This is a genomic window from Streptomyces sp. V3I8, assembly GCF_030817535.1.
In the GTDB taxonomy this organism is placed as follows: Bacteria; Actinomycetota; Actinomycetes; order Streptomycetales; family Streptomycetaceae; genus Streptomyces.
In genome coordinates this window covers 7029797-7050110 of the sequence record NZ_JAUSZL010000002.1, presented here as the reverse complement: position 1 = coordinate 7050110, position 20314 = coordinate 7029797, and the positions used below count along the sequence as shown (strand labels likewise).

General features: G+C 71.3%; 14 protein-coding genes. 8 read left to right on the top strand and 6 right to left on the bottom strand.

What is annotated here, in order from left to right:
* Window positions 1-116: 116 nt before the first annotated feature.
* The 3 genes from QFZ75_RS31135 to metH form a co-directional block, all read right to left on the bottom strand.
* Window positions 117-1724, bottom strand: coding sequence for an ABC transporter substrate-binding protein (locus QFZ75_RS31135; RefSeq protein WP_307542214.1), 1608 nt, complete (start codon window positions 1722-1724; stop codon window positions 117-119).
* A 432-nt stretch (window positions 1725-2156) separates the two neighbouring features.
* Window positions 2157-2858 carry an HAD-IA family hydrolase gene (locus tag QFZ75_RS31130; RefSeq protein ID WP_307542211.1) on the bottom strand — a complete coding sequence of 234 codons (702 nt, stop codon included), beginning with the start codon at window positions 2856-2858 and terminating at the stop codon, window positions 2157-2159.
* A gap of 258 nt (window positions 2859-3116) precedes the next feature.
* Window positions 3117-6644: a methionine synthase gene (gene metH / locus QFZ75_RS31125; RefSeq protein ID WP_307542210.1), complete on the bottom strand. Its 3528-nt coding sequence runs from the start codon at window positions 6642-6644 to the stop codon at window positions 3117-3119.
* Between the two features lie 271 nt (window positions 6645-6915).
* On the opposite strand from metH, the gene QFZ75_RS31120 reads away from it, so the two are divergent.
* The 8 genes from QFZ75_RS31120 (at window position 6916) to QFZ75_RS31080 (ending at window position 17319) form a co-directional block, all read left to right on the top strand.
* The gene (locus QFZ75_RS31120; RefSeq protein WP_307542208.1) at window positions 6916-7680 is read left to right on the top strand and encodes an IclR family transcriptional regulator; all 765 of its coding nucleotides are present in this window, start codon (window positions 6916-6918) and stop codon (window positions 7678-7680) included.
* A 394-nt stretch (window positions 7681-8074) separates the two neighbouring features.
* Window positions 8075-8863 (top strand): MIP/aquaporin family protein, encoded by a 789-nt coding sequence (locus QFZ75_RS31115; protein WP_307542205.1) that lies wholly within the window; start codon window positions 8075-8077, stop codon window positions 8861-8863.
* A gap of 135 nt (window positions 8864-8998) precedes the next feature.
* Window positions 8999-10537 carry a glycerol kinase GlpK gene (glpK, locus tag QFZ75_RS31110; RefSeq protein ID WP_307542204.1) on the top strand — a complete coding sequence of 513 codons (1539 nt, stop codon included), beginning with the start codon at window positions 8999-9001 and terminating at the stop codon, window positions 10535-10537.
* 6 nt (window positions 10538-10543) lie between these two features.
* Complete coding sequence (locus QFZ75_RS31105) at window positions 10544-12169, top strand: glycerol-3-phosphate dehydrogenase/oxidase (protein ID WP_307542203.1); 1626 nt, start codon at window positions 10544-10546, stop codon at window positions 12167-12169.
* 156 nt (window positions 12170-12325) lie between these two features.
* Entirely contained in the window at window positions 12326-13084 is a 759-nt protein-coding gene (locus tag QFZ75_RS31100) for a nucleoside phosphorylase (RefSeq protein ID WP_307542202.1), read from the top strand.
* Window positions 13085-13376: 292 nt separating this feature from the next.
* On the top strand, window positions 13377-14447 hold the full coding sequence (locus QFZ75_RS31090) for a PAC2 family protein (protein WP_307542201.1): 1071 nt from the start codon (window positions 13377-13379) through the stop codon (window positions 14445-14447).
* A 421-nt stretch (window positions 14448-14868) separates the two neighbouring features.
* The gene (locus QFZ75_RS31085; protein WP_307542200.1) at window positions 14869-16617 is read left to right on the top strand and encodes a S8 family peptidase; all 1749 of its coding nucleotides are present in this window, start codon (window positions 14869-14871) and stop codon (window positions 16615-16617) included.
* A gap of 66 nt (window positions 16618-16683) precedes the next feature.
* Window positions 16684-17319 (top strand): hypothetical protein, encoded by a 636-nt coding sequence (locus QFZ75_RS31080; RefSeq protein WP_307542197.1) that lies wholly within the window; start codon window positions 16684-16686, stop codon window positions 17317-17319.
* 142 nt (window positions 17320-17461) lie between these two features.
* Here the strand turns inward: QFZ75_RS31080 and mshC are convergent, their stop codons facing one another.
* The 3 genes from mshC to QFZ75_RS31065 form a co-directional block, all read right to left on the bottom strand.
* Window positions 17462-18691, bottom strand: coding sequence for a cysteine--1-D-myo-inosityl 2-amino-2-deoxy-alpha-D-glucopyranoside ligase (mshC, locus tag QFZ75_RS31075; RefSeq protein ID WP_307542195.1), 1230 nt, complete (start codon window positions 18689-18691; stop codon window positions 17462-17464).
* Between the two features lie 146 nt (window positions 18692-18837).
* Window positions 18838-19689 (bottom strand): SCO1664 family protein, encoded by an 852-nt coding sequence (locus QFZ75_RS31070; RefSeq protein WP_307542192.1) that lies wholly within the window; start codon window positions 19687-19689, stop codon window positions 18838-18840.
* The gene (locus QFZ75_RS31065) at window positions 19653-20243 is read right to left on the bottom strand and encodes a DUF3090 domain-containing protein (RefSeq protein ID WP_307542190.1); all 591 of its coding nucleotides are present in this window, start codon (window positions 20241-20243) and stop codon (window positions 19653-19655) included. The genes QFZ75_RS31070 and QFZ75_RS31065 overlap by 37 nt, the downstream gene beginning before the upstream one ends.
* Between the last annotated feature and the right edge of the window lie 71 nt (window positions 20244-20314).

Sequence of the window (20314 nt, the reverse complement as noted above, 5' to 3'; positions counted from 1 at the left end):
GTCCCACCGGTACCCGTCCGTGCGGGCATGCCGGTGGGCGGGCGCGGGAGGCACGGCACACGCGAACGGCCGGCCCCGCCTCGACGGCGGGACCGGCCGTTTCGTTGCCCGGTGGGTCAGTTGCTGCCCACTCCGCGGCCCAGCTCCCACAGCTGGAGCGTGGCGGAGGAGTTGATCGCGTACTCGGCGCCGGTGATGTCGTCCCGTACGGCGACGTACTGCTTGCCCTGCCACAGCGGCAGCAGCGGGACGTCCTTGGCGACGATGCTCTGGATCTCGTCGATGCTCTTCGAGGCGGTGAGCCGGTCGGCCTCGCGGCGGGACTCGGGGATCAGCTGGTTGCGGATGCGGGTGTTCACGTACGGCGACGCGATGGTGTTGTCCTTGTCCAGGAACGGCGTCAGGAAGGTCTCGGCGTCCGGGAAGTCGGGGAACCAGCCCATGCCGTAGACGGCGAACTTGCCCTCACGCTGCTTGGGGCGGTAGGTGTCCCACTTCTCGCCCTTGATGGCCACGTCGAACAGGCCGGTGTCGTTGAGCTGCTTCTGCAGCGTCTCGAACTCGGTCTTGGTGGCGGAGCCGTAGTGGTCCGTCGTGTAGTTCATCGTGAACTTCACCGGCGTCGTGACGTTCGCCTCGGCGAGCACCGCCTTGGCCTGCGCGACACTCGGCTCGCCGTACTCGTTGAAGAACGAGTTGGAGTGGCCGGTGACCGTGGCCGGGACCATCGAGTACAGCGGGTCGGCGCCGGATCCGTAGACCTTGGAGGTCAGTTCGCCGCGGTTGACGACGTGGGCGACCGCCTGGCGGACCGCCTTCTCCTTCAGCGTCGGCTTCTCGACGTCGAAGCCGATGTAGCGGATCTCGAGGCCGGGCTGCTCGATGACATCGATATCGCTGTCCTTGGCGTTCTGCAGCTTCTTGATCTGCTCGGGCGACATGGTGCGGGTCATCATGTCGATGTCGCCCTTGTCGAGCGCGACGCCCATGGCGTCGGCCCCGTCGAAGGACCGCAGCTCGACCTTCTCGTTCTTCACCTGCGAGATCCCCTTGTAGTAGGGGTTCTTGGTGAAGACGATCTTGGTGACCTGGTCGCCGTCGGCCTCGGCCTTGAGGCTGTAGGGGCCGGAGCCGCTCACCTCGAGGCCGTTGCGCAGCTTGTTCTTCGCGTACTCGTCGGGGTTGACGATGCCCGCGACCGGCGTGGAGAGCTTGAACGGGAAGGTCGCGTCGGCGGTGTTGAGGTGGAAGATCACCTCGCGGTCGCCCTTGGTCTCGACGGTGTCGACCGTCGACAGCAGCGAGGAGACCTCGGTGTCGGCCTTGATGCGCAGCGCGCGCTCGATGGAGTACTTCACGTCCTCGGCGGTGACCGGGTCACCGTTGGAGAACTTGAGGTCCTTGCGCAGCGTGCAGGCGTAACGCTCGTTGCCCGAGTCGGTGAAGCCGCACTCCTCGGCGGCCTCCGGAGTCGGGTCGCCGCCGCCGTTGGGCATGGCCACCAGGGTCTGGACCGTCTGGCGCAGCACGTTCCAGGCGCCGACGTCGTACGCGTAGGCCGGGTCGAACGGGGCCGGGGTCTCCTTCGAGGCGGTGAACGTGTCGGTGGTGCCGACGACAATGGCCTTGGCACCCTCGCCCCCGCTGTCGGAACCCCCACAAGCGGCGAGGACCGGCGCGAGCAGACCGATCACGGCCGGCAGCACCAAAGTCTTACGGTTCATGCTCGAAGTTCTCCAGGGCTGTAGATCCCGCTATCCCGGCGGGCCGGGGTGTTGCGTACGGGAAACGGGGGTCACGTCGATGTTCTCGCGATGAGATTAGTCCGCGTCGGTGCGGCGTCCTGCAAGTACCGGACCCGAACGTCCATCACGCTGCGAAACCGGGCGTGGACGCACCGAAAAACCGACAGTGGAAGGATTCGTACAGCGCCCTACGAACCAGGACAGAAGGGAACGCCCGACACCTCCGAAACGGGTTCCCCGACACATCGGGAGCATGCTGTCGACCCCCCGCGGAGTGGCGAACGTCACATGGTCAACTCCGTTGGGGCGGACCGTAATTCGGCCGGCCGAACGGGCCCGGAGACGATCAAATAAATCCGCCGGCGTTACCACGCGGTTTTTCACATTCCCTTGTGCACCGTGGGTGAACGATTAGCGCTTTAGCGTCATCAGGCCTCGTAGAAAAGGCAGGTCGACCTGTTCCAGGGAGGGTACGACGGTCCGTCCCGTTGCCGGCGCGATCGGTGCGATCGAGGGCACGGCCACGACGTGGCAGCCCGCGGCCTCCGCCGCGGCAACTCCCGTCGCGGTGTCCTCGATGACCACGCACCTGGCCGGATCGGCACCGAGTCCGGCGGCCGCGAACAGGTACGGGTCGGGGAAGGGCTTGGTCCGCTCCACCTCGTCGCCTGCGACGGTGAGGCCGAAGTTCTGGGCGCCCAGCGACACCAGGACGCGGTCGATGATGCGGCGGTGCGAGGCGGAGACCAGGGCGGTGGGCACGCGGTGCGCGGCGAGTTCGGCCAGAAGTCTCGCGGCGCCCGGCATCAGCGGCAGGGTACGGCGGATGCGGTTCTCGAAGCCGTCGTTCAGCAGCACCGTGAGCTCGGAGAGGGTGATCTTGGCGCCGGTCGCCTCGATGAGGAAGCCGGCGCTGCGGGTCATGGGGCCGCCGACCACCACGTGGCGCCAGGAGTCGTCCAGTGTGTGGCCCAGCTGCGCGAACACCTCGACCTCGGCGTCCCACCAGAAGCCCTCGGTGTCCACCAGGGTGCCGTCCATGTCGAGAAGCACGGCCTGCAGGGCGGAGCCCTCGGCCGTACGGATGCCTGACGCGGGGACCGTACTGGTCATGTGGCGCACCTCCGTCTGGGGACGAGAAGGCCGGTCCCGGGGCGGGGACCGGCCTGTACTGGACCGACCAGTGTACGTCGCCGTCCGTCGTGGCGCCTTTTCGGGCGGGTCCCCTGCGTAGGGCTTGCGGGGGGGGCTCGCGGGGAGGGCTCGCGGGGGGCTGGGGATTTTTTGCCGGGTGCGGGTGCGTCGTGGTTGCTCGCGCAGTTCCCCGCGCCCCTGGAGGCGCCCCTGCGGGGGCGCCTCAGCGGGGGCGCCTCAGCGGGCGTTGAAGTACTTCGCCTCCGGGTGGTGGATGACGATGGCGTCGGTGGACTGTTCCGGGTGGAGCTGGAACTCCTCGGAGAGGTGGACGCCGATGCGCTCGGGCTCCAGGAGGCGGGCGATCTTCGCGCGGTCCTCCAGGTCCGGGCAGGCACCGTAGCCGAGGGAGAAGCGGGCGCCGCGGTACTTCAGCGCGAACATGTCCTCGACATCGGCCGGGTCCTCACCGGCGAAGCCGAGTTCGGAGCGCACGCGCGCGTGCCAGTACTCGGCGAGGGCCTCGGCCAGCTGCACGGACAGGCCGTGCAGTTCGAGGTAGTCCCGGTAGGAGTTGGCCTCGAACAGCTTCGCCGTCTCCTCGCCGATCCGGGAGCCGACGGTGACGACCTGCAGGCCGACCACGTCGATCTCCCCCGACTCCTCCGGGCGGAAGAAGTCGGCCAGGCACAGCCGGCGGCCGCGGCGCTGGCGCGGGAAGGTGAAGCGGGTGCGTTCGTTGCCGCCCTCGTCCAGCAGGATCAGGTCGTCGTCCTTGGACACACAGGGGAAGTAGCCGTAGACGACGGCCGCTTCGAGCAGGCTGCCGGTCTGCAGCTGGTCCAGCAGGCCGCGCAGCCGCGGCCTGCCCTCGGTCTCCACCAGCTCCTCGTAGGTGGGCCCGTCGCCCGTGCGCGCCTGCTTGAGGCCCCACTGGCCCTTGAACAGGGCGCCCTCGTCGAGCCAGGACGCGTACTCCTTGAGCTGGATGCCCTTGATGACGCGGGTGCCCCAGAAGGGCGGCTCGGGGACGGGGTTGTCGGTGGCGACGTCCGAGCGGGTCACGCCCTCCTCGGGGCGCTCCTCCACGACGGCCTGCGCGGTGGCCCTGACCCGGCGCTGCTTCAGCTCGGGCAGGCTCGCGCCGGGCACCCCCCGCTTGACCGCGATGAGCGCGTCCATCAGGCGCAGGCCCTCGAACGCGTCGCGGGCGTAGCGGACCTCGCCCTCGTAGATCTCGTGGAGGTCCTGCTCGACGTAGGCGCGGGTCAGGGCGGCGCCGCCGAGGATGACGGGGTAGTCGGCGGCCATCTTGCGCTGGTTGAGCTCCTGCAGGTTCTCCTTCATGATCACCGTGGACTTGACCAGCAGGCCGGACATGCCGATGACGTCGGCGCGGTGTTCCTGGGCGGCCTCCAGGATCGCGGAGACGGGCTGCTTGATACCGAGGTTGACCACGGTGTAGCCGTTGTTGGACAGGATGATGTCGACGAGGTTCTTGCCGATGTCGTGCACGTCGCCGCGCACGGTGGCCAGCACGATGGTGCCCTTGCCGTCGTCGTCCGTCTTCTCCATGTGCGGCTCCAGGTGGGCCACCGCGGTCTTCATGACCTCGGCGGACTGGAGCACGAACGGCAGCTGCATCTGGCCCGAGCCGAACAGCTCGCCGACCACCTTCATGCCGTCGAGGAGCGTCTCGTTGACGATGTCGAGGGCGGGGCGCTCCTTCAGGGCGTCGTCGAGGTCCTGTTCGAGGCCGTTCTTCTCGCCGTCGATGATGCGCCGCTTGAGCCGCTCGTCCAGGGGCAGCGCGGCGAGTTCCTCGGCGCGCCCCGCCTTGCGGGACTTGGTGGTGGCCCCCTCGAACAGCGCCATGAGCTTCTGCAGCGGGTCGTAGCCCTCACGGCGGCGGTCGTGGATGAGGTCGAGGGCGGTGGTGACCTCCTCCTCGGTGAAGCGGGCGATCGGCAGGATCTTCGAGGCGTGCACGATCGCCGAGTCCAGGCCCGCCTTCACGCACTCGTCCAGGAACACCGAGTTGAGCAGGACGCGCGCGGCCGGGTTGAGGCCGAAGGAGATGTTCGACAGGCCCAGGGTGGTCTGGACGTCGGGGTGGCGCTCCTTGAGCCGGCGGATGGCCTCGATGGTGGCGACGCCGTCGCCGCGGGACTCCTCCTGGCCGGTGCAGATGGTGAAGGTCAGGGTGTCGATGAGGATGTCCGACTCGTGGATGCCCCAGTTGCCGGTGAGGTCGGCGATGAGCCGCTCGGCGATCGCGACCTTGTGCTCGGGGGTGCGGGCCTGGCCCTCCTCGTCGATGGTCAGGGCGATCAGCGCGGCGCCGTGCTCCTGCGCGAGCCGGGTGACCTTCGCGAAGCGCGAGTCGGGGCCGTCGCCGTCCTCGTAGTTGACGGAGTTGATGACCGCGCGCCCGCCGAGCTTCTCCAGCCCGGCCCGCAGGACCTCGACCTCGGTGGAGTCCAGGACGATGGGCAGCGTGGAGGCCGTCGCGAAGCGGCCGGCCAGTTCCTCCATGTCGGCGACGCCGTCACGGCCCACGTAGTCGACGCACAGGTCGAGCATGTGCGCGCCCTCGCGGATCTGGTCCCGGGCCATCTCCACGCAGTCGTCCCAGCGGCCCTCCAGCATGGCCTCGCGGAACTTCTTCGACCCGTTGGCGTTGGTGCGCTCGCCGATCGCCATGTAGGCGGTGTCCTGGCGGAACGGGACGGTCTGGTAGAGCGAGGCGGCGCCGGGCTCGGGGTGCGCCTCGCGGTGGGCCGGGGTCAGGTCCCGTACCCGCTCGACGACCTGGCGCAGGTGCTCGGGGGTCGTGCCGCAGCAGCCGCCGATCAGGGAGAGGCCGTACTCGGTGACGAAAGTTTCCTGGGCGTCGGCGAGTTCGGGTGCGGTCAGCGGGTAGTGGGCGCCGTTCTTGCCCAGGACCGGGAGACCCGCGTTGGGCATGCAGGACAGCGGGATGCGCGAGTGGCGCGCCAGGTAGCGCAGGTGCTCGCTCATCTCGGCGGGCCCGGTGGCGCAGTTCAGGCCGATCATGTCGATGCCGAGCGGCTCCAGCGCGGTGAGCGCGGCCCCGATCTCGGAGCCGAGGAGCATGGTGCCGGTGGTCTCGACGGTCACGGACACGATCAGCGGCAGGTCCACGCCGAGGGCGTCCAGGGCCCGGCGGGCGCCCAGCACGGACGCCTTGGTCTGCAGCAGGTCCTGCGTGGTCTCCACGATCAGCGCGTCGGCGCCGCCGGTGATCATGCCCTCGGCGTTCTGCTGGTAGGCGTCGCGCAGCAGGGTGTACGGGGCGTGGCCGAGGGTCGGCAGCTTGGTGCCGGGGCCCATCGAGCCCAGCACCCAGCGCTGCTGCCCGGTGGCGGCGGTGAACTCGTCGGCGACCTCGCGGGCGATACGGGCACCCGCCTCGGAGAGTTCGAAGACACGCTCGGCGATGTCGTACTCGCCCAGCGCCGCGTGGTTGGCTCCGAAGGTGTTCGTCTCCACGCAGTCCACACCGACCGCGAAGTACTCCTCGTGGACGGAGCGCACGATGTCGGGGCGCGTGAGGTTCAGGATCTCGTTGCAGCCCTCGAGGTTCTCGAAGTCCTCGAGGGTCGGATCCTGTGCCTGGAGCATCGTGCCCATCGCGCCGTCGGCCACCACCACCCGGGTGGCGAGCGCCTCGCGCAGGGCGTCGGTTCGGGTCCGGCTGTACCGGGACTCGGACGGAAGGGACGGGTTCGGCAACGAGGCCATGGAAGATGCTCCCTGGGGTGCGACGGCTGTCGGCTTTGCGCTTCTCGTGGGAGGCGCACGCCGTCAGGGTAGCCCGCGGCCACGCCGTTGGGGCGGGGACGTCCACGGGGCGGACGGACGATCCGTACCCGGCGCCCGTCAGGATGCGTTCGCGACGCATCATGACCACCCATTAGCGGGAGGTCGACGACGAGCGGTAATGTTCGACATTGCCGAACGGTGGCAGCGAAGCGGCGACCGGCGGTCCAAGGGGACGGAGGGCAGGACGGCGATGGCACGGAACATCCAGTCGCTCGAACGGGCGGCCGCGATGCTGCGGCTGCTCGCGGGCGGGGAGCGACGGCTCGGCCTGTCGGACATCGCCTCGTCGCTGGGCCTGGCGAAGGGCACGGCCCACGGGATCCTGCGCACGCTGCAGCAGGAGGGCTTCGTCGAGCAGGACGGACCCTCCGGGCGCTACCAGCTGGGCGCCGAGCTGCTGCGGCTGGGGACGACCTACCTCGACGTGCACGAGCTGCGGGCGCGCGCCCTGGTGTGGACCGACGACCTGGCCCGCTCCAGCGGCGAGAGCGTCTACCTGGGAGTGCTGCACCAGCAGGGCGTACTGATCGTGCACCACGTCTTCCGGCCCGACGACAGCCGGCAGGTGCTGGAGGTCGGGGCCATGCAGCCGCTGCACTCCACGGCGCTGGGCAAGGTCCTGTCGGCGTACGACCCGGTGGCGCACAGCGAGGCGCTGGACGCCGAGCGCGAGGAGTTCACGGCCCGCACGGTCAGCGCGCCCGAGGAGTTCGAGGGCGTCCTGGACCTGACGCGCGCGCGGGGGTACGCGGCCGACGTGGAGGAGACCTGGACGGGGGTGGCCTCGGTGGCCGCGCCCATCCACAACCAGCGGCGGATGCCCGTCGGCGCGGTGGGGGTCACGGGGGCGGTGGAGCGCGTCTGCAAGGACGGCGAACTCCGTCCCGACCTGGTCGCCGCGGTCCGCGACTGCGCCCGCGCGGTCTCCAGGGACCTGGGCGCCGGACGCTTCTGAGTCCGGCGCCGGGTCCGTCCGGGCACGCGTTCGCGCCGCGGGGAGTCCGCGCGCCCCAGCAGGGGAAGGAAGGCCGGTACGTCGCCGACGTACCGGCCTTCGCGGTGCTCCGGCGGCCTCGTGACACACCTGGTCGCGCACGGTGCGTGGCCGCTGCGGCGTTCGATCGGTCACAACGGTCAATAACGATCGTGTTTTCGACTACAGAGGCCTTGACGAGGTGGTATTGCCGGAGCAAGACTCCCGTCCATCGGTCGGCATTGTCGAACACCTACCGGCAATACGCGTTAGAGTGTGAGAAGGGCAGGGCCGACAACGACCTCACCTGAGGTCGCGGACCACCGGAGGGACCCGGGGTCCGCCTTTCCCTGGACGAAGGACAAAGGAGTCGCGGGTGTCCAGCTCCGACATCTTCATCGGCGAGACCATAGGTACCGCCGTGCTCATCCTGCTGGGCGGTGGCGTGTGCGCCGCCGTCACGCTGAAGGCCTCCAAGGCACGCAACGCCGGGTGGCTCGCCATCACCTTCGGGTGGGGCTTCGCGGTGATGACCGCCGTGTACATCTCGGCGCCCCTCTCCGGCGCCCACCTGAACCCGGCCGTCACCCTCGGCATCGCGATCAAGGACGACGACTGGAGCAACGTCCTGACCTACTGGTCCGGCCAGCTCCTCGGCGCCATGATCGGCGCGGTGCTCGTGTGGATCGCGTACTACGGGCAGTTTCTCGCGCACCTCACCGACCGCGAGATCGTGGGCGGCCCCGGTGCGCAGGACGTCAAGTCCGTGGAGGCCCGGGAGGCCAAGGCGGGTCCGGTGCTCGGCGTCTTCTCCACCGGCCCGGAGATCAGGGTCGTGTGGCAGAACGTCGCCACGGAGATCATCGGCACGATCGTGCTGGTGCTCGCGGTCCTCACCCAGGGGCTCAACGACAGCGGCAAGGGCCTCGGTACCCTCGGCGCGCTGATCACCGCCTTCGTGGTCGTGAGCATCGGCCTCTCGCTCGGCGGGCCGACGGGCTACGCGATCAACCCGGTCCGTGACCTCGGCCCGCGCATCGTGCACGCCCTGCTGCCCCTGCCGAACAAGGGCGGGTCGGACTGGAGCTACGCCTGGATCCCGGTCGCGGGACCGCTGATCGGCGGAGCGATCGCCGCGGGCATCTACAACGTCGCATTTGCTTAGAGCCGCACGACCACTCGGCGCCGACGCCCCTCCGGTACGGGACGGACGTCGGCCCGGAGCCGGAAGCGATACGCCGTAAGCCGGCCAGACAGCAACTCCACGGACTTTCAGGACCACGGACCTCAGGAGCACACCGTGACCGACGCGCACACCGCCGGCCCCTTCATCGCCGCGATCGACCAGGGCACCACGTCCAGCCGCTGCATCGTCTTCGACCGGGACGGCCGCATCGTCTCCGTCGACCAGAAGGAGCACGAGCAGATCTTCCCGAAGCCGGGCTGGGTCGAGCACGACGCCGCCGAGATCTGGACCAACGTCCAGGAAGTCGTCGCAAGCGCCATCGAGAAGGCCGGCATCACCCGCGACGACATCAAGGCCATCGGCATCACCAACCAGCGCGAGACGACGCTGCTGTGGGACAGGAACACCGGTGAGCCCGTCCACAACGCCCTCGTCTGGCAGGACACCCGCACCGACGCGCTCTGCCGCGAGCTGGGCCGCAACGTCGGCCAGGACCGCTTCCGCCGCGAGACCGGCCTGCCGCTGGCCTCGTACTTCGCCGGCCCGAAGGCCCGCTGGCTGCTCGACAACGTCGAGGGCCTGCGCGAGCGCGCCGAGGCCGGCGACATCCTCTTCGGCACCATGGACAGCTGGGTCATCTGGAACCTGACGGGCGGTGTGAACGGCGGCCGGCACGTCACCGACGTCACCAACGCCTCCCGCACGATGCTGATGAACCTGCACACCATGCAGTGGGACCCGAAGATCGCCGAGTCCATCGGTGTCCCGATGGCGATGCTGCCGGAGATCCGCTCCTCCGCCGAGGTGTACGGCGAGGTCACCGGCGGCAAGCTGGGCGACCTGCTCGGCGGCATCCCGGTCGCCTCGGCGCTCGGCGACCAGCAGGCGGCCCTGTTCGGCCAGACCTGTTTCTCCGAGGGCGAGGCCAAGTCCACGTACGGCACCGGCACCTTCATGCTGATGAACACCGGTGACAAGCTCATCAACTCCTACAGCGGTCTGCTGACCACCGTCGGGTACCAGATCGGCGACCAGAAGCCGGTCTACGCCCTCGAGGGGTCCATCGCCGTCACCGGCTCGCTCGTCCAGTGGATGCGCGACCAGATGGGCCTGATCAAGTCCGCCGCCGAGATCGAGACGCTCGCGATGTCGGTCGAGGACAACGGCGGCGCGTACTTCGTGCCGGCCTTCTCCGGTCTGTTCGCCCCGTACTGGCGCCCCGACGCCCGCGGTGTGATCACCGGCCTGACCCGGTACGTCACCAAGGCGCACATCGCGCGCGCCGTCCTGGAGGCCACGGCCTGGCAGACCCGTGAGATCAGCGACGCCATGACGAAGGACTCCGGCGTCGAGCTCACGGCCCTCAAGGTCGACGGCGGCATGACCTCCAACAACCTGCTGATGCAGACCCTGGCCGACGTCCTGGACGCCCCCGTGGTGCGCCCGATGGTCGCCGAGACCACCTGCCTCGGCGCCGCCTACGCCGCCGGTCTCGCCGTCGGCTTCTGGACCAACACCGAGGACCTGCGCGCCAACTGGCGCCGGGCCGCGGAATGGACCCCGAACATGGCCGCGGAGACCCGTGACCGTGAGTACAAGAGCTGGCTCAAGGCCGTCGAGCGGACCATGGGCTGGATCGAGGACGAGGAGTAATTCGCAATGACCCCCCTGCAGAGTGTCCCGGCTCTTGGGACGCACCCGGCCGACGGCTCCACCGCGTTCGCACTGAAGGCAGTGGGCCGCGCCGAGACCCGGGAGCAGCTGTCCAAGGCGACATACGACCTCCTGGTGATCGGCGGCGGAATCCTGGGCATCTCCACCGCCTGGCATGCCGCGCAGTCGGGTCTGCGGGTGGCCCTGGTCGACGCCGGCGACTTCGCCGGCGCGACCTCCTCCGCCTCCTCCAAGCTGCTCCACGGCGGTCTGCGCTACCTGCAGACCGGCGCGGTGAAGCTGGTGGCGGAGAACCACTTCGAGCGCCGTGCGGTCTCCCGCCAGGTGGCCCCCCACCTGGCGAACCCGCTCACGTTCTACCTCCCCGTGTACAAGGGCGGGCCGCACGGCGCGGCGAAGCTGGGCGCGGGTGTCTTCGCGTACTCGGCGCTGTCGGCCTTCGGTGACGGCGTCGGACACCTGCTCTCGCCGTCGAAGGCCGCGCAGGACGTCCCCGAGCTGCGTACGGACAACCTGAAGGCCGTGGCCGTGTACGGCGACGACCAGATGAACGACTCGCGGATGGCGCTGATGACGGTCCGCGCGGCCGTCGACTCGGGCGCCACCGTGCTCAACCACGCCGCGGTCACCGGCCTGCGGTTCACCCGGGGCCGGGTGACCGGCGCGGAGCTGAAGGACACGCTCTCCGGTGACGAGTTCGGCGTCTCGGCGCGCCTGGTGCTGAACGCGACCGGGCCGTGGGTGGACCACCTGCGCAGGATGGAGGACGAGCACGCGGCGCCGTCCATCCGCCTGTCGAAGGGCGCGCACCTGGTCCTCAAGCGCACCTCCCCGTGGAAGGCCGCGCTGGCCACGCCGATCGACAAGTACCGCATCACCTTCGCCCTCCCCTGGGAGGACATGCTGCTGCTCGGCACGACCGACGAGGAGTACGAGGGCGACCCGGCGGACGTCGCGGTCACCGAGAAGGACATCGCCCAGATCCTGGACGAGGCCGCGTTCTCCATCCGCGACAAGCAGCTGACCCGTGATCTGATCACGTACTCCTTCGCCGGGCTGCGGGTGCTGCCGGGCGGTCCCGGCGACACGTCGAAGGCCAAGCGGGAGACGGTCGTCACCGAGGGCAGGGGCGGCATGCTGTCCGTCGCGGGCGGCAAGTGGACGACCTTCCGGCACATCGGCCGCACCGTCATGAAGCAGCTGGAGTCGCTGCCGGGCCGGCCGCTCGGCGAGGACTTCGAGCCGATCTCCGCGCTGCCGAAGAAGCTGCCGCTGCCGGGTGTCGCCAACCCGCGCGCGGTCGCGCACCGGCTCCTGGTGGACGGTCCCTCGTCCGGTCCGCGGATGGCCCCCGAGACCGCCAGGCACCTGGCGACCCACTACGGTTCGCTGGCCTTCGACATCGCGCGGCTCGCGGGCGAGAACCCGGAACTGGCCGAGCGCGTGCACGAGGACGCCCCCGAGATCTGGGCGCAGGTCGTGTACGCCCGTGACAACGAGTGGGCCGAGACGGCGGACGACGTGCTGCGCCGCCGTACGACGCTGACGATCCGCGGCCTCGCGAACGACGAGGTGCGGGGCAGGGTGCAGGACCTGCTCGACGAGAAGTAGCCGGACGGCCGTACGCAACGGCGTCGGGGTGAAGGGCGGCTGCCACGGGGGCGGCCGCCCTTCGGCGTCCGGCCCCCGGCACCGGACGCCGCCGTCATGCTGGGGGCGAGCCGGACCCGCTGCACGTACGCGTCCGAGTACGAATGGAGTCACCTCATGAGGCAGGACCTGGCCCCCGTCACGCGCATACCCCGCACCGGGCTGCCGCCGCGTGCCGTCGTCGTCGGGGACCCCGCGCGCGCCGCGGTCGTCGCCGCGCTGCTCGACGGCGCCGAGGAGGTGTCGTACCACCGCGAGTACCGGGCGTTCACCGGGAGCTGGAAGGGCGTGCCGGTCGTCGCCGCCTCCCACGGGATCGGCGCGCCGGGCGCGATCCTGCTCTTCCAGGAGCTGGCCGACGCGGGGGTGAGCACGTTCCTGCGGCTCGGCACGGCGGGCGCGATGCGGCCCGGCATCCGGGACGGCGACCTCGTCATCGCGGAGGCGGCCGTACGCGACGACGGGGTGACCCAGCAGCTGCTGCCGCCCGAGTACCCGGCGGTGGCCACCCCCGAGGCGGTGCTCGCGCTGCAACTGGCCGCGCGGGAACAGGGCGCCCCGCACCACCGCGGCCTGGTGTGGACGCGGGCCGCCTTCCGGCCGGGGCTGATCCCGCTGTTCCCGTACGAGGGGGCGGGGCTCGCGGCCATCGAGATGGAGCTGTCCGCGCTGTACGTGACGGCCTCGCTGCGCGGGCTGACCGCGGGCGGTGTCCTCGTGATCGACGGCGCGAACGCGGACGAACTCACCGACGCGGCGGGCACCGGCGGCTACGACCCGCACCGTGAGGTCGTCGCGGCGGGCGTGGAGCGCGGCGGTGTGGTCGCGCTGGAGGCGCTGCGCCTGCTGGCCGAGGCGCAGGAGCGCGCGCTGTGACCGGCCGCGACCGCGACGGCCTCTGCGGACCCGCGGCCCGTGCCCGCGGCCGGCGGGCCCCGACCCGGCAGGACGCGGTCGGCCGCACGCCGCGTGAGCACCGTGCGGTCCTCGGCGCCCCGCGCGGCCGGGACGCGGACGCGGCCGGGACGCGGCCGGCCGGGTGTCCGGAGGCGGTGAACGGGGCAGTGATCCGGTCACTCCCCCACCCACGGGGGCTGCGGACGCCCTGCGCGCAAGCCGTAAGGTTGGGGCGTACGTGAGGGCATGTCGGAAGTGAAGGAGGCGCTGGGTGATCGAGCTCGAGGGAGTTCCCGAGCTGGTCGACCCGGTCATGGTGGCCGCGTTCGAGGGCTGGAACGACGCCGGCGACGCTGCCTCCACCGCGGTCGCGCATCTGGACAGCGAGTGGAAGGGCGAGGTGTTCGCGGCGCTCGACGCCGAGGACTACTACGACTTCCAGGTCAACCGCCCCACCGTGTGGCTGGACGGCGGTGTACGCAAGATCACGTGGCCGACGACAAGGTTGTCGGTGGTCCGCGTCGGCGGGGAGAAGCCGCGGGACCTGGTGCTGGTGCGGGGCATCGAACCGTCGATGCGCTGGCGCTCCTTCTGCAACGAACTGCTGGGCTTCGCCCATGAGCTGGGCGTGGAGCTGGTGGTGATCCTCGGCGCGCTGCTGGGCGACACCCCGCACACCCGTCCGGTGCCGGTCAGCGGGGTCACGTCCGACCCCGACCTGGCGCGCACCATGGATCTGGAGGAGACCAAGTACGAGGGCCCCACGGGCATCGTCGGCATCCTCCAGGAGGCGTGCACGCACGCGGGCGTACCCGCGGTGTCGCTGTGGGCGGCCGTCCCGCACTACGTGTCGCAGCCCCCGAACCCGAAGGCGACGCTGGCCCTCCTGAACCGCCTGGAGGACCTGATCGACCTGCGGATCCCGCTGGGTGAGCTGCCGGAGGACGCCCGCGCCTGGCAGGTGGGCGTGGACCAGCTGGCGGCCGAGGACAGCGAGGTCGCCGAGTACGTGCAGACACTGGAGGAGGCCCGGGACACCGCCGAGCTGCCGGAGGCGTCGGGCGAGGCGATCGCCCGCGAGTTCGAGCGCTATCTGCGCAGGCGGGACGGGGGCGGTCCGACGGCGTCACCCGGCAGCCATGCCACGGAGAGCGGCGATCCCGCCACCTACCTCCGGGACACCCCGGGCGGCCGCACCAGGCCGCCGAAGCCGCCGAAGCCGGGGATCACGGACGCCGCCGGCGACACCGCGGGAGGCACCGGCGGCACGGCCGACGGCGCGGCCGGGGACAGTACGGCCGGGGACGATTCCGGCTCCGCCGAGGATTCGTCGGAAGACTGAGGGGCCGGCCGCCGAGGGCCGGCTGTCGGGAGGGGCGGTGCGCTTCGGGCGCACCGCCCCTCTCGCGTTTCCGGCCGCGGACGTTCGCGGTTCCGGTCGCGGACGTTCGCGGTTTCGGCCGCGGGTGTCGTGCCCGGCGCACATGCCGTCCCGCGCGGGACGCCGCCGGCCCCGGGCCGGGCGCCGCTGCCGCCCCTCCGCACGACACCCGTCTCGGCAGCATTCGGCCGGATTGCGGCGTGACATCGGTTTCAGGACGGAATCGGCACGGTACCCCGTTCAACTTGTGTCCAAACGCAGTTGGCGAACTCGGGGGTGGACGAGGCGGCTCGGGAGGAGCAGGGTGTGCTCCGGAAGGCGCCACCGGACGAGACGAACGGAAGCAGTTCACACCTGTACGGACCGAGGGGAGCGGCACGCGATGACCGATCAGGTACAACCGGAGCAGGGCCCGGGAGCGTCCGGGCCAGGACCCGACGGAGCGGGATTCGACTACCGGGGGGCCGAACAGGAACTGATCGTCGTCGCCCGGCCCGAGGCCCGGTTGCGCGCCGGGGCCGCCGGGGTCCGTTCGGCGGCCGGCGCCGACGTGTCGGCGCTCACGATGTTCCTCAGCGACGAACAGCTCGCGCTGGAACCGCTGTTCGGCAACGAGGAGCGGCTGCGGGCGGCGGCGCAGCCTCCGGCGGCGGGCGCCGAGGCGCTGCCCGACCTGAGTCTGTTCTACCGGGTGCGCGGCGGCGGGGAGCGGGCCCGGGAACTGCGTGCGCGGATCGCCGCGCTGCCGGAGATCGCCACGGCGTACATGAAACCGGCCGCCGTGCCGGCGTCGCTGGGCCCCGTCGGACGCAGCGCCGACGAGGGCCGGCAGCAGAAGGAGGGCGCGCCCGTCACGCCCGACTTCACCAGCAGGCAGGGCTATCTGCGCCCCGCGCCCGAGGGCGTGGACGCGTACTGGGCCTGGCAGCGGCCCGGCGGGTCCGGCCGGGGTGTCACCGTGATCGACGTGGAGGGGGCCTGGCAGCTGGGCCACGAGGACCTGGCCGCGAAGCTCGCCGGCGTCGTCGTCGGCACCCCGATCCAGGATCTGGCCTGGCGCAACCACGGCACCTCCGTGATCGGCGTGATCGGCGGTGACCGCAACGAGTACGGGATCACCGGCATCGCGCCCGACAGTGTGACGGCGGCCGCGTCCTTCCACGGCATCGGCACGGCGGCCGCGATCCACGCGGCGGCCGACCGGCTCGGCCCCGGCGACATCATCCTGGTCGAACTGCACCGCCCGGGACCGCGGTTCGACTACCAGCAGCGCGACGACCAGCGCGGTTACACCCCGCTCGAATGGTGGCCCGACGACTTCGCGGCCATCCGGTTCTCGACCGCCAGGGGCATCGTCGTGGTGGAGGCGGCGGGCAACGGCGGCGAGTCGCTGGACGACGCGGTCTACGAGCGCCGCCCGGACGAATTCCCGCAGTGGTGGCGCAACCCCTTCAACCCCTCGCACCGGTCCTCCGGCGCGATCCTGGTCGGTGCGGGCGCCCCGCCGCCCGGCACCCACGGCCGCGACCACGGCCCGGACCGCTCCCGCCTGGCGTTCTCCAACTACGGGGCGCGGGTGGACGCGCAGGGCTGGGGCCGCGAGGTCACCACGGCCGGCGGCTTCTGGGACCGGCCCGGCGACCTGCAGGGCGGCGCCGAGGAGATCGCCTGGTTCACGGACACCTTCTCCGGGACCTCCGCCGCCTCCCCGGTGGTGGTCGGCGCCCTGGCCTCGCTGCAGGGCATGCTCAAGGCGGCCGGCCAGGAGGCGATGACCCCGGAGAAGGCCCGGAACGTGCTGCGGGCCACCGGTTCCCCGCAGCAGGACGCGCCGGGACGGCCCGCCTCGCAGCGGATCGGCAGCCGGCCGGACATCAAGGCGGCGGTGGCCCATCTGCTGCCGGGCGCCGTCGGCTCGGGCCAGGCCGAACGGTACTGGGACGAACTGGTGCCCTATCCGCGTGAACTCCCGCCCCGGATCCGGCTGTACGTGGCCGGTGCCTGGCGGAGCCTCGACCATCCGTCCGCCGAGACCCGCCGGTCGGTGCAGTCCGCCTTCGCGAGCGGGCGGCCCGACGTACGGGTCTGGTTCTCGGACGACGAGATCGTCGGCCTGGTCGTCACCGGTTGACCCGACCGACCGTCACTGAACGGACAACTCTCGCCCAAGCGATCACCCAGGGAAGGTGGCACCCGCATGAGCACCACCCCGCAGATGAGCCGGCAAGGCCAACAGGGTCAGCAGGGGTACGGCCAGCAAGGCTTCGGCCAGCAGGGGTTCGGCCAGCAGGGGTTCGGCCAGCAGGGCCAGCAGCAGGGTCCGAGCACGGCGCCCCCGCAGCAGGGGCAGCAGCAGGGCTCCGGCCAGCAGCAGGGCTTCGGGCCGCAGCAGCCGTTCGGCCAGCAGCAACAGCAGCCGTTCGGGCAGCAGGGGTACGGGCAGCAGCAGATTCCCCAGCACCTGCAGCAGCAGCTCCAGCAGATGGGCCAGCAGCAGCCGTTCCAGCAGCTGCTCCAGCAGCTCGGCGGACAGCAGCAACAGGGCCAGCAGGGGTTCGGCCGGCAGCAGGGCCAGCCGCTGGTCGTGCGCAGCGCGGTCGAGGCCGCGGCGCTGACGAGCGGGATCGCCGAGCACTTCTGGGACGTCGTCACCCCGCTGCCGGGCCAGCCGTCGATCCTCTACCTGTACATCAACCAGGGCTGGCGCCCACTGGTCAACCCGAACCAGGTGACGCACGACGAGGTCCAGGCGGCCTTCGCCTTCGGTCAGCAGGTCATCGGGATCTACGACTCCTCGACCGACTCGGTCCAGGCCGTGATCGTCAACAAGTAGCGGCGTGACACGGATCCACCACGCGAAGGGCGCCGGACGGGTGAGGACCCGTCCGGCGCCCGACGCCTCGCCGGTGCCCCGAGCGTCCTGGAGGAGTACCGGAGGAGCCCTGGGCGCTGCTCGGCGCTTACTCCTAGAACTCCTAGAGGGCCACGCCCATCAGGGCGTCCACGGCGCGTGAGACGACGCCGGGGGCGCCCTCGTCCGTGCCGCCCCGCTCCTCCTGGAGCGCGGCCCAGCGGTCGACGGCCGCGAGGGCCGCCGGTGCGTCCAGGTCGTTCGCGAGGGCCGCGCGGATCTCCTCGACGAGCGTCTCGGCCGACGGGCCGTCGGGCCGGGACACGGCCGCCCGCCAGCGCTCCAGGCGCGCGACGGCGTCCCGCAGCACCTGGTCGGTCCACTCCCAGTCCGCCCGGTAGTGGTGCGCGAGCAGGGCGAGCCGGATGGCCGCCGGGTCGACGCCGTCGCGGCGCAGCGCCGAGACGAAGACCAGGTTGCCCCTGGACTTGGACATCTTCTCGCCGTCGAGCGCGACCATGCCCGCGTGCACGTACGCCTTGGCCATGGGGAACTCGCCGGTCAGCGCCTGCGCGTGGGAGGCGCCCATCTCGTGGTGCGGGAAGACGAGGTCGGAGCCGCCGCCCTGCACGTCGAAGCCCATGCCCAGGTGCTCCAGGGCGATCGCGACGCACTCGATGTGCCAGCCGGGCCGGCCCCGGCCGAGCGAGCCGCCGTCCCAGTTCGGCTCGCCCTCGCGGGCGGCCATCCACAGCATGGGGTCGAGCGGGTTCTTCTTGCCCGCGCGGTCCGGGTCGCCGCCGCGCTCGGCCGACAGCAGCCGCATGGCCGCCGCGTCGAGGTGGGAGACCCCGCCGAAGTGCGGGTCGGCCTCCACGGAGAAGTAGACGTCGCCCTCCAGCTCGTACGCGGCTCCCGAGTCCCGGAGCCGCTCGACCAGCGGGACGATCCCGGGTATGGCCTCGACGGCGCCGATGTAGTGCCGCGGGGGCAGCATCCGCAGGGCGGTCATGTCCTCCCGGAAGAGGGCGGTCTCCTGCTCGGCGAGGGCGACCCAGTCGACGTCGTCCCGTGCGGCGCGCTCCAGCAGCGGGTCGTCGACGTCCGTCACGTTCTGGACGTAGTGAACCTGCCGCTTGGTGTCGAGCCACACGCGCTGGACGAGGTCGAACGCGTTGTAGGTCGCCGCGTGACCGATATGGGTCGCGTCGTACGGGGTGATGCCGCAGACGTAGATACGGGCGACGGGACCGGGGTCGAGGGTCACGGGACCACCGGTCGCGGTGTCGTGGATCCTGAGGTCGCGGCCCTTGCCGGGCAGGGCGGGGACCTCGGAAGCGGGCCAGGCATGCATACCCTGAGACTAACCGGACGGATGTTCCGTATACGAACCGGACCAGCGTGGATGGCCTGACAGGCACTCTTGCGCGGCACTCCGGAGTGTGCCGTACGCCTGTACGGGTGGCGCCGGCCCGACCGCACGGGCGGCCGCGGCCCGCGCTACACGGGCGGCCACGGGATGGCGGGCCACTCCCCGGAGGGCTCCGGATGCCGTCCGGAGGCGAGCAGGGCGGCCACACGCGCGCGTGTGGCGTCCAGCTCCGCCCCGGTGATCAGTTCCCCCAGGCGCACGCCCAGCGCCCCGTCCAGGGCCTCCCTGAGCCGTTCCAGGGCCTCGACCGCCTCGGGGGTGAGCTTCTCCCCCGCCCAGCCCCACAGCAGCGTGCGCAGCTTGTTCTCGGCGTTGAAGGTGACCCCGTGGTCGATGCCGTACAGCCGTCCACCGGCGGCGGGCAGCAGGTGCCCGCCCTTGCGGTCGGCGTTGTTGATCACCGCGTCGAGGACGGCGAGCCTGCGCAGCCGCTCGTCGTCCGCGTGCACGAGCAGGGCGGTACGCCCTTCGCCGACCTCGGCCAGGCCGACGGCCTTCCAGCCGTCCCCGGGCTCCTCGGCGTCGACGAGCGCGAGCAGCCCGGCACCGCCGCCGTCGCCGCCCTCGCCGTCGCCCTCGCTGTCCCCGTCCGGCGGCTCGATCCACAGCTGGCACATGCCCGGACCGTACGGCCCCTCGCGCAGCACGGTGGGCGGGACGAGCCCCCAGCCGGTGGCCTCGGACACCTCGAACGCGGCGGCCTCGCGCTGGGCGAGGGTCCCGTCGGGGAAGTCCCACAGCGGCTGCTCGCCCGCGACGGGCTTGTAGACGCAGGCCGCCTCGCGCCCCGCGTACGAGACGTCGCAGAGCAGCACCGCGTTCGAGGCCTCACGGATGCGGCCGCGGACCGTCAGCTCGCCCTCGGCGAGCAGCTCGGCCGTGGTCACGCCTCGCGGCGGTATCCGTTCTGGCGCGGACATACGTGTCCTTCCGGGTCGAGCGGGAGACTGCACAGCGGGCAGGGCGGCCGGCCGGCGTTGACGACGTCGAGGGCGCGTTTGGCGAAGGCACGGGCCTGGGCGCCGGTGAGGCGGACCCGCAGCATCGGCGGGCCGTTCTCCTCGTCCTGCAGGAGTTCCTCCTCGGCCGCGGCCAGGTCCTCCTCGGAGTCTGCGTCCAGTTCGACGAGCGCCTGCGCCTCGACGATCATGCGCTGCTCGTCGCCGTCCCAGGCCAGGGCCATGGTGCCGACGCGGAACTCCTCCTCCACGGGTGTCTCCAGGGGAGCCGAGTCGGAGACCTCGACCGGGACCACCGCCGGCACGGGGGCGCTGCCCCCGGTACGCCGGACGACCTCGTCGAGCAGCTCGTCCATCCGTTCGGCGAGCGCCGCCACCTGCGTCTTCTCCAGGGCCACACTCGTCACCCGCGGGCCCGAGCTGGCCTGCAGGAAGAAGGTACGTCGCCCTGGCAGCCCGACCGTACCGGCTACGAAACGGTCCGGCGGGTCGTAGAGGAACACCTGACGGGACACGTCCTGTCTCCATTGGATCGATCGACTGCTTCTGCCGTCGACTGCGTCTGCTGCTGACAACTGCTGCGCTT

Coding starts and splice junctions, on each gene's coding strand:
- QFZ75_RS31135 (WP_307542214.1), bottom strand. CDS start 1,724: ATGAACCGTAAGACTTTGGTGCTGCCGGCCGTGATCGGTCTGCTCGCG.
- QFZ75_RS31130 (WP_307542211.1), bottom strand. CDS start 2,858: ATGACCAGTACGGTCCCCGCGTCAGGCATCCGTACGGCCGAGGGCTCC.
- metH (WP_307542210.1), bottom strand. CDS start 6,644: ATGGCCTCGTTGCCGAACCCGTCCCTTCCGTCCGAGTCCCGGTACAGC.
- QFZ75_RS31120 (WP_307542208.1), top strand. CDS start 6,916: ATGGCACGGAACATCCAGTCGCTCGAACGGGCGGCCGCGATGCTGCGG.
- QFZ75_RS31105 (WP_307542203.1), top strand. CDS start 10,544: ATGACCCCCCTGCAGAGTGTCCCGGCTCTTGGGACGCACCCGGCCGAC.
- QFZ75_RS31100 (WP_307542202.1), top strand. CDS start 12,326: ATGAGGCAGGACCTGGCCCCCGTCACGCGCATACCCCGCACCGGGCTG.
- QFZ75_RS31085 (WP_307542200.1), top strand. CDS start 14,869: ATGACCGATCAGGTACAACCGGAGCAGGGCCCGGGAGCGTCCGGGCCA.
- QFZ75_RS31080 (WP_307542197.1), top strand. CDS start 16,684: ATGAGCACCACCCCGCAGATGAGCCGGCAAGGCCAACAGGGTCAGCAG.
- mshC (WP_307542195.1), bottom strand. CDS start 18,691: ATGCATGCCTGGCCCGCTTCCGAGGTCCCCGCCCTGCCCGGCAAGGGC.
- QFZ75_RS31070 (WP_307542192.1), bottom strand. CDS start 19,689: ATGTCCGCGCCAGAACGGATACCGCCGCGAGGCGTGACCACGGCCGAG.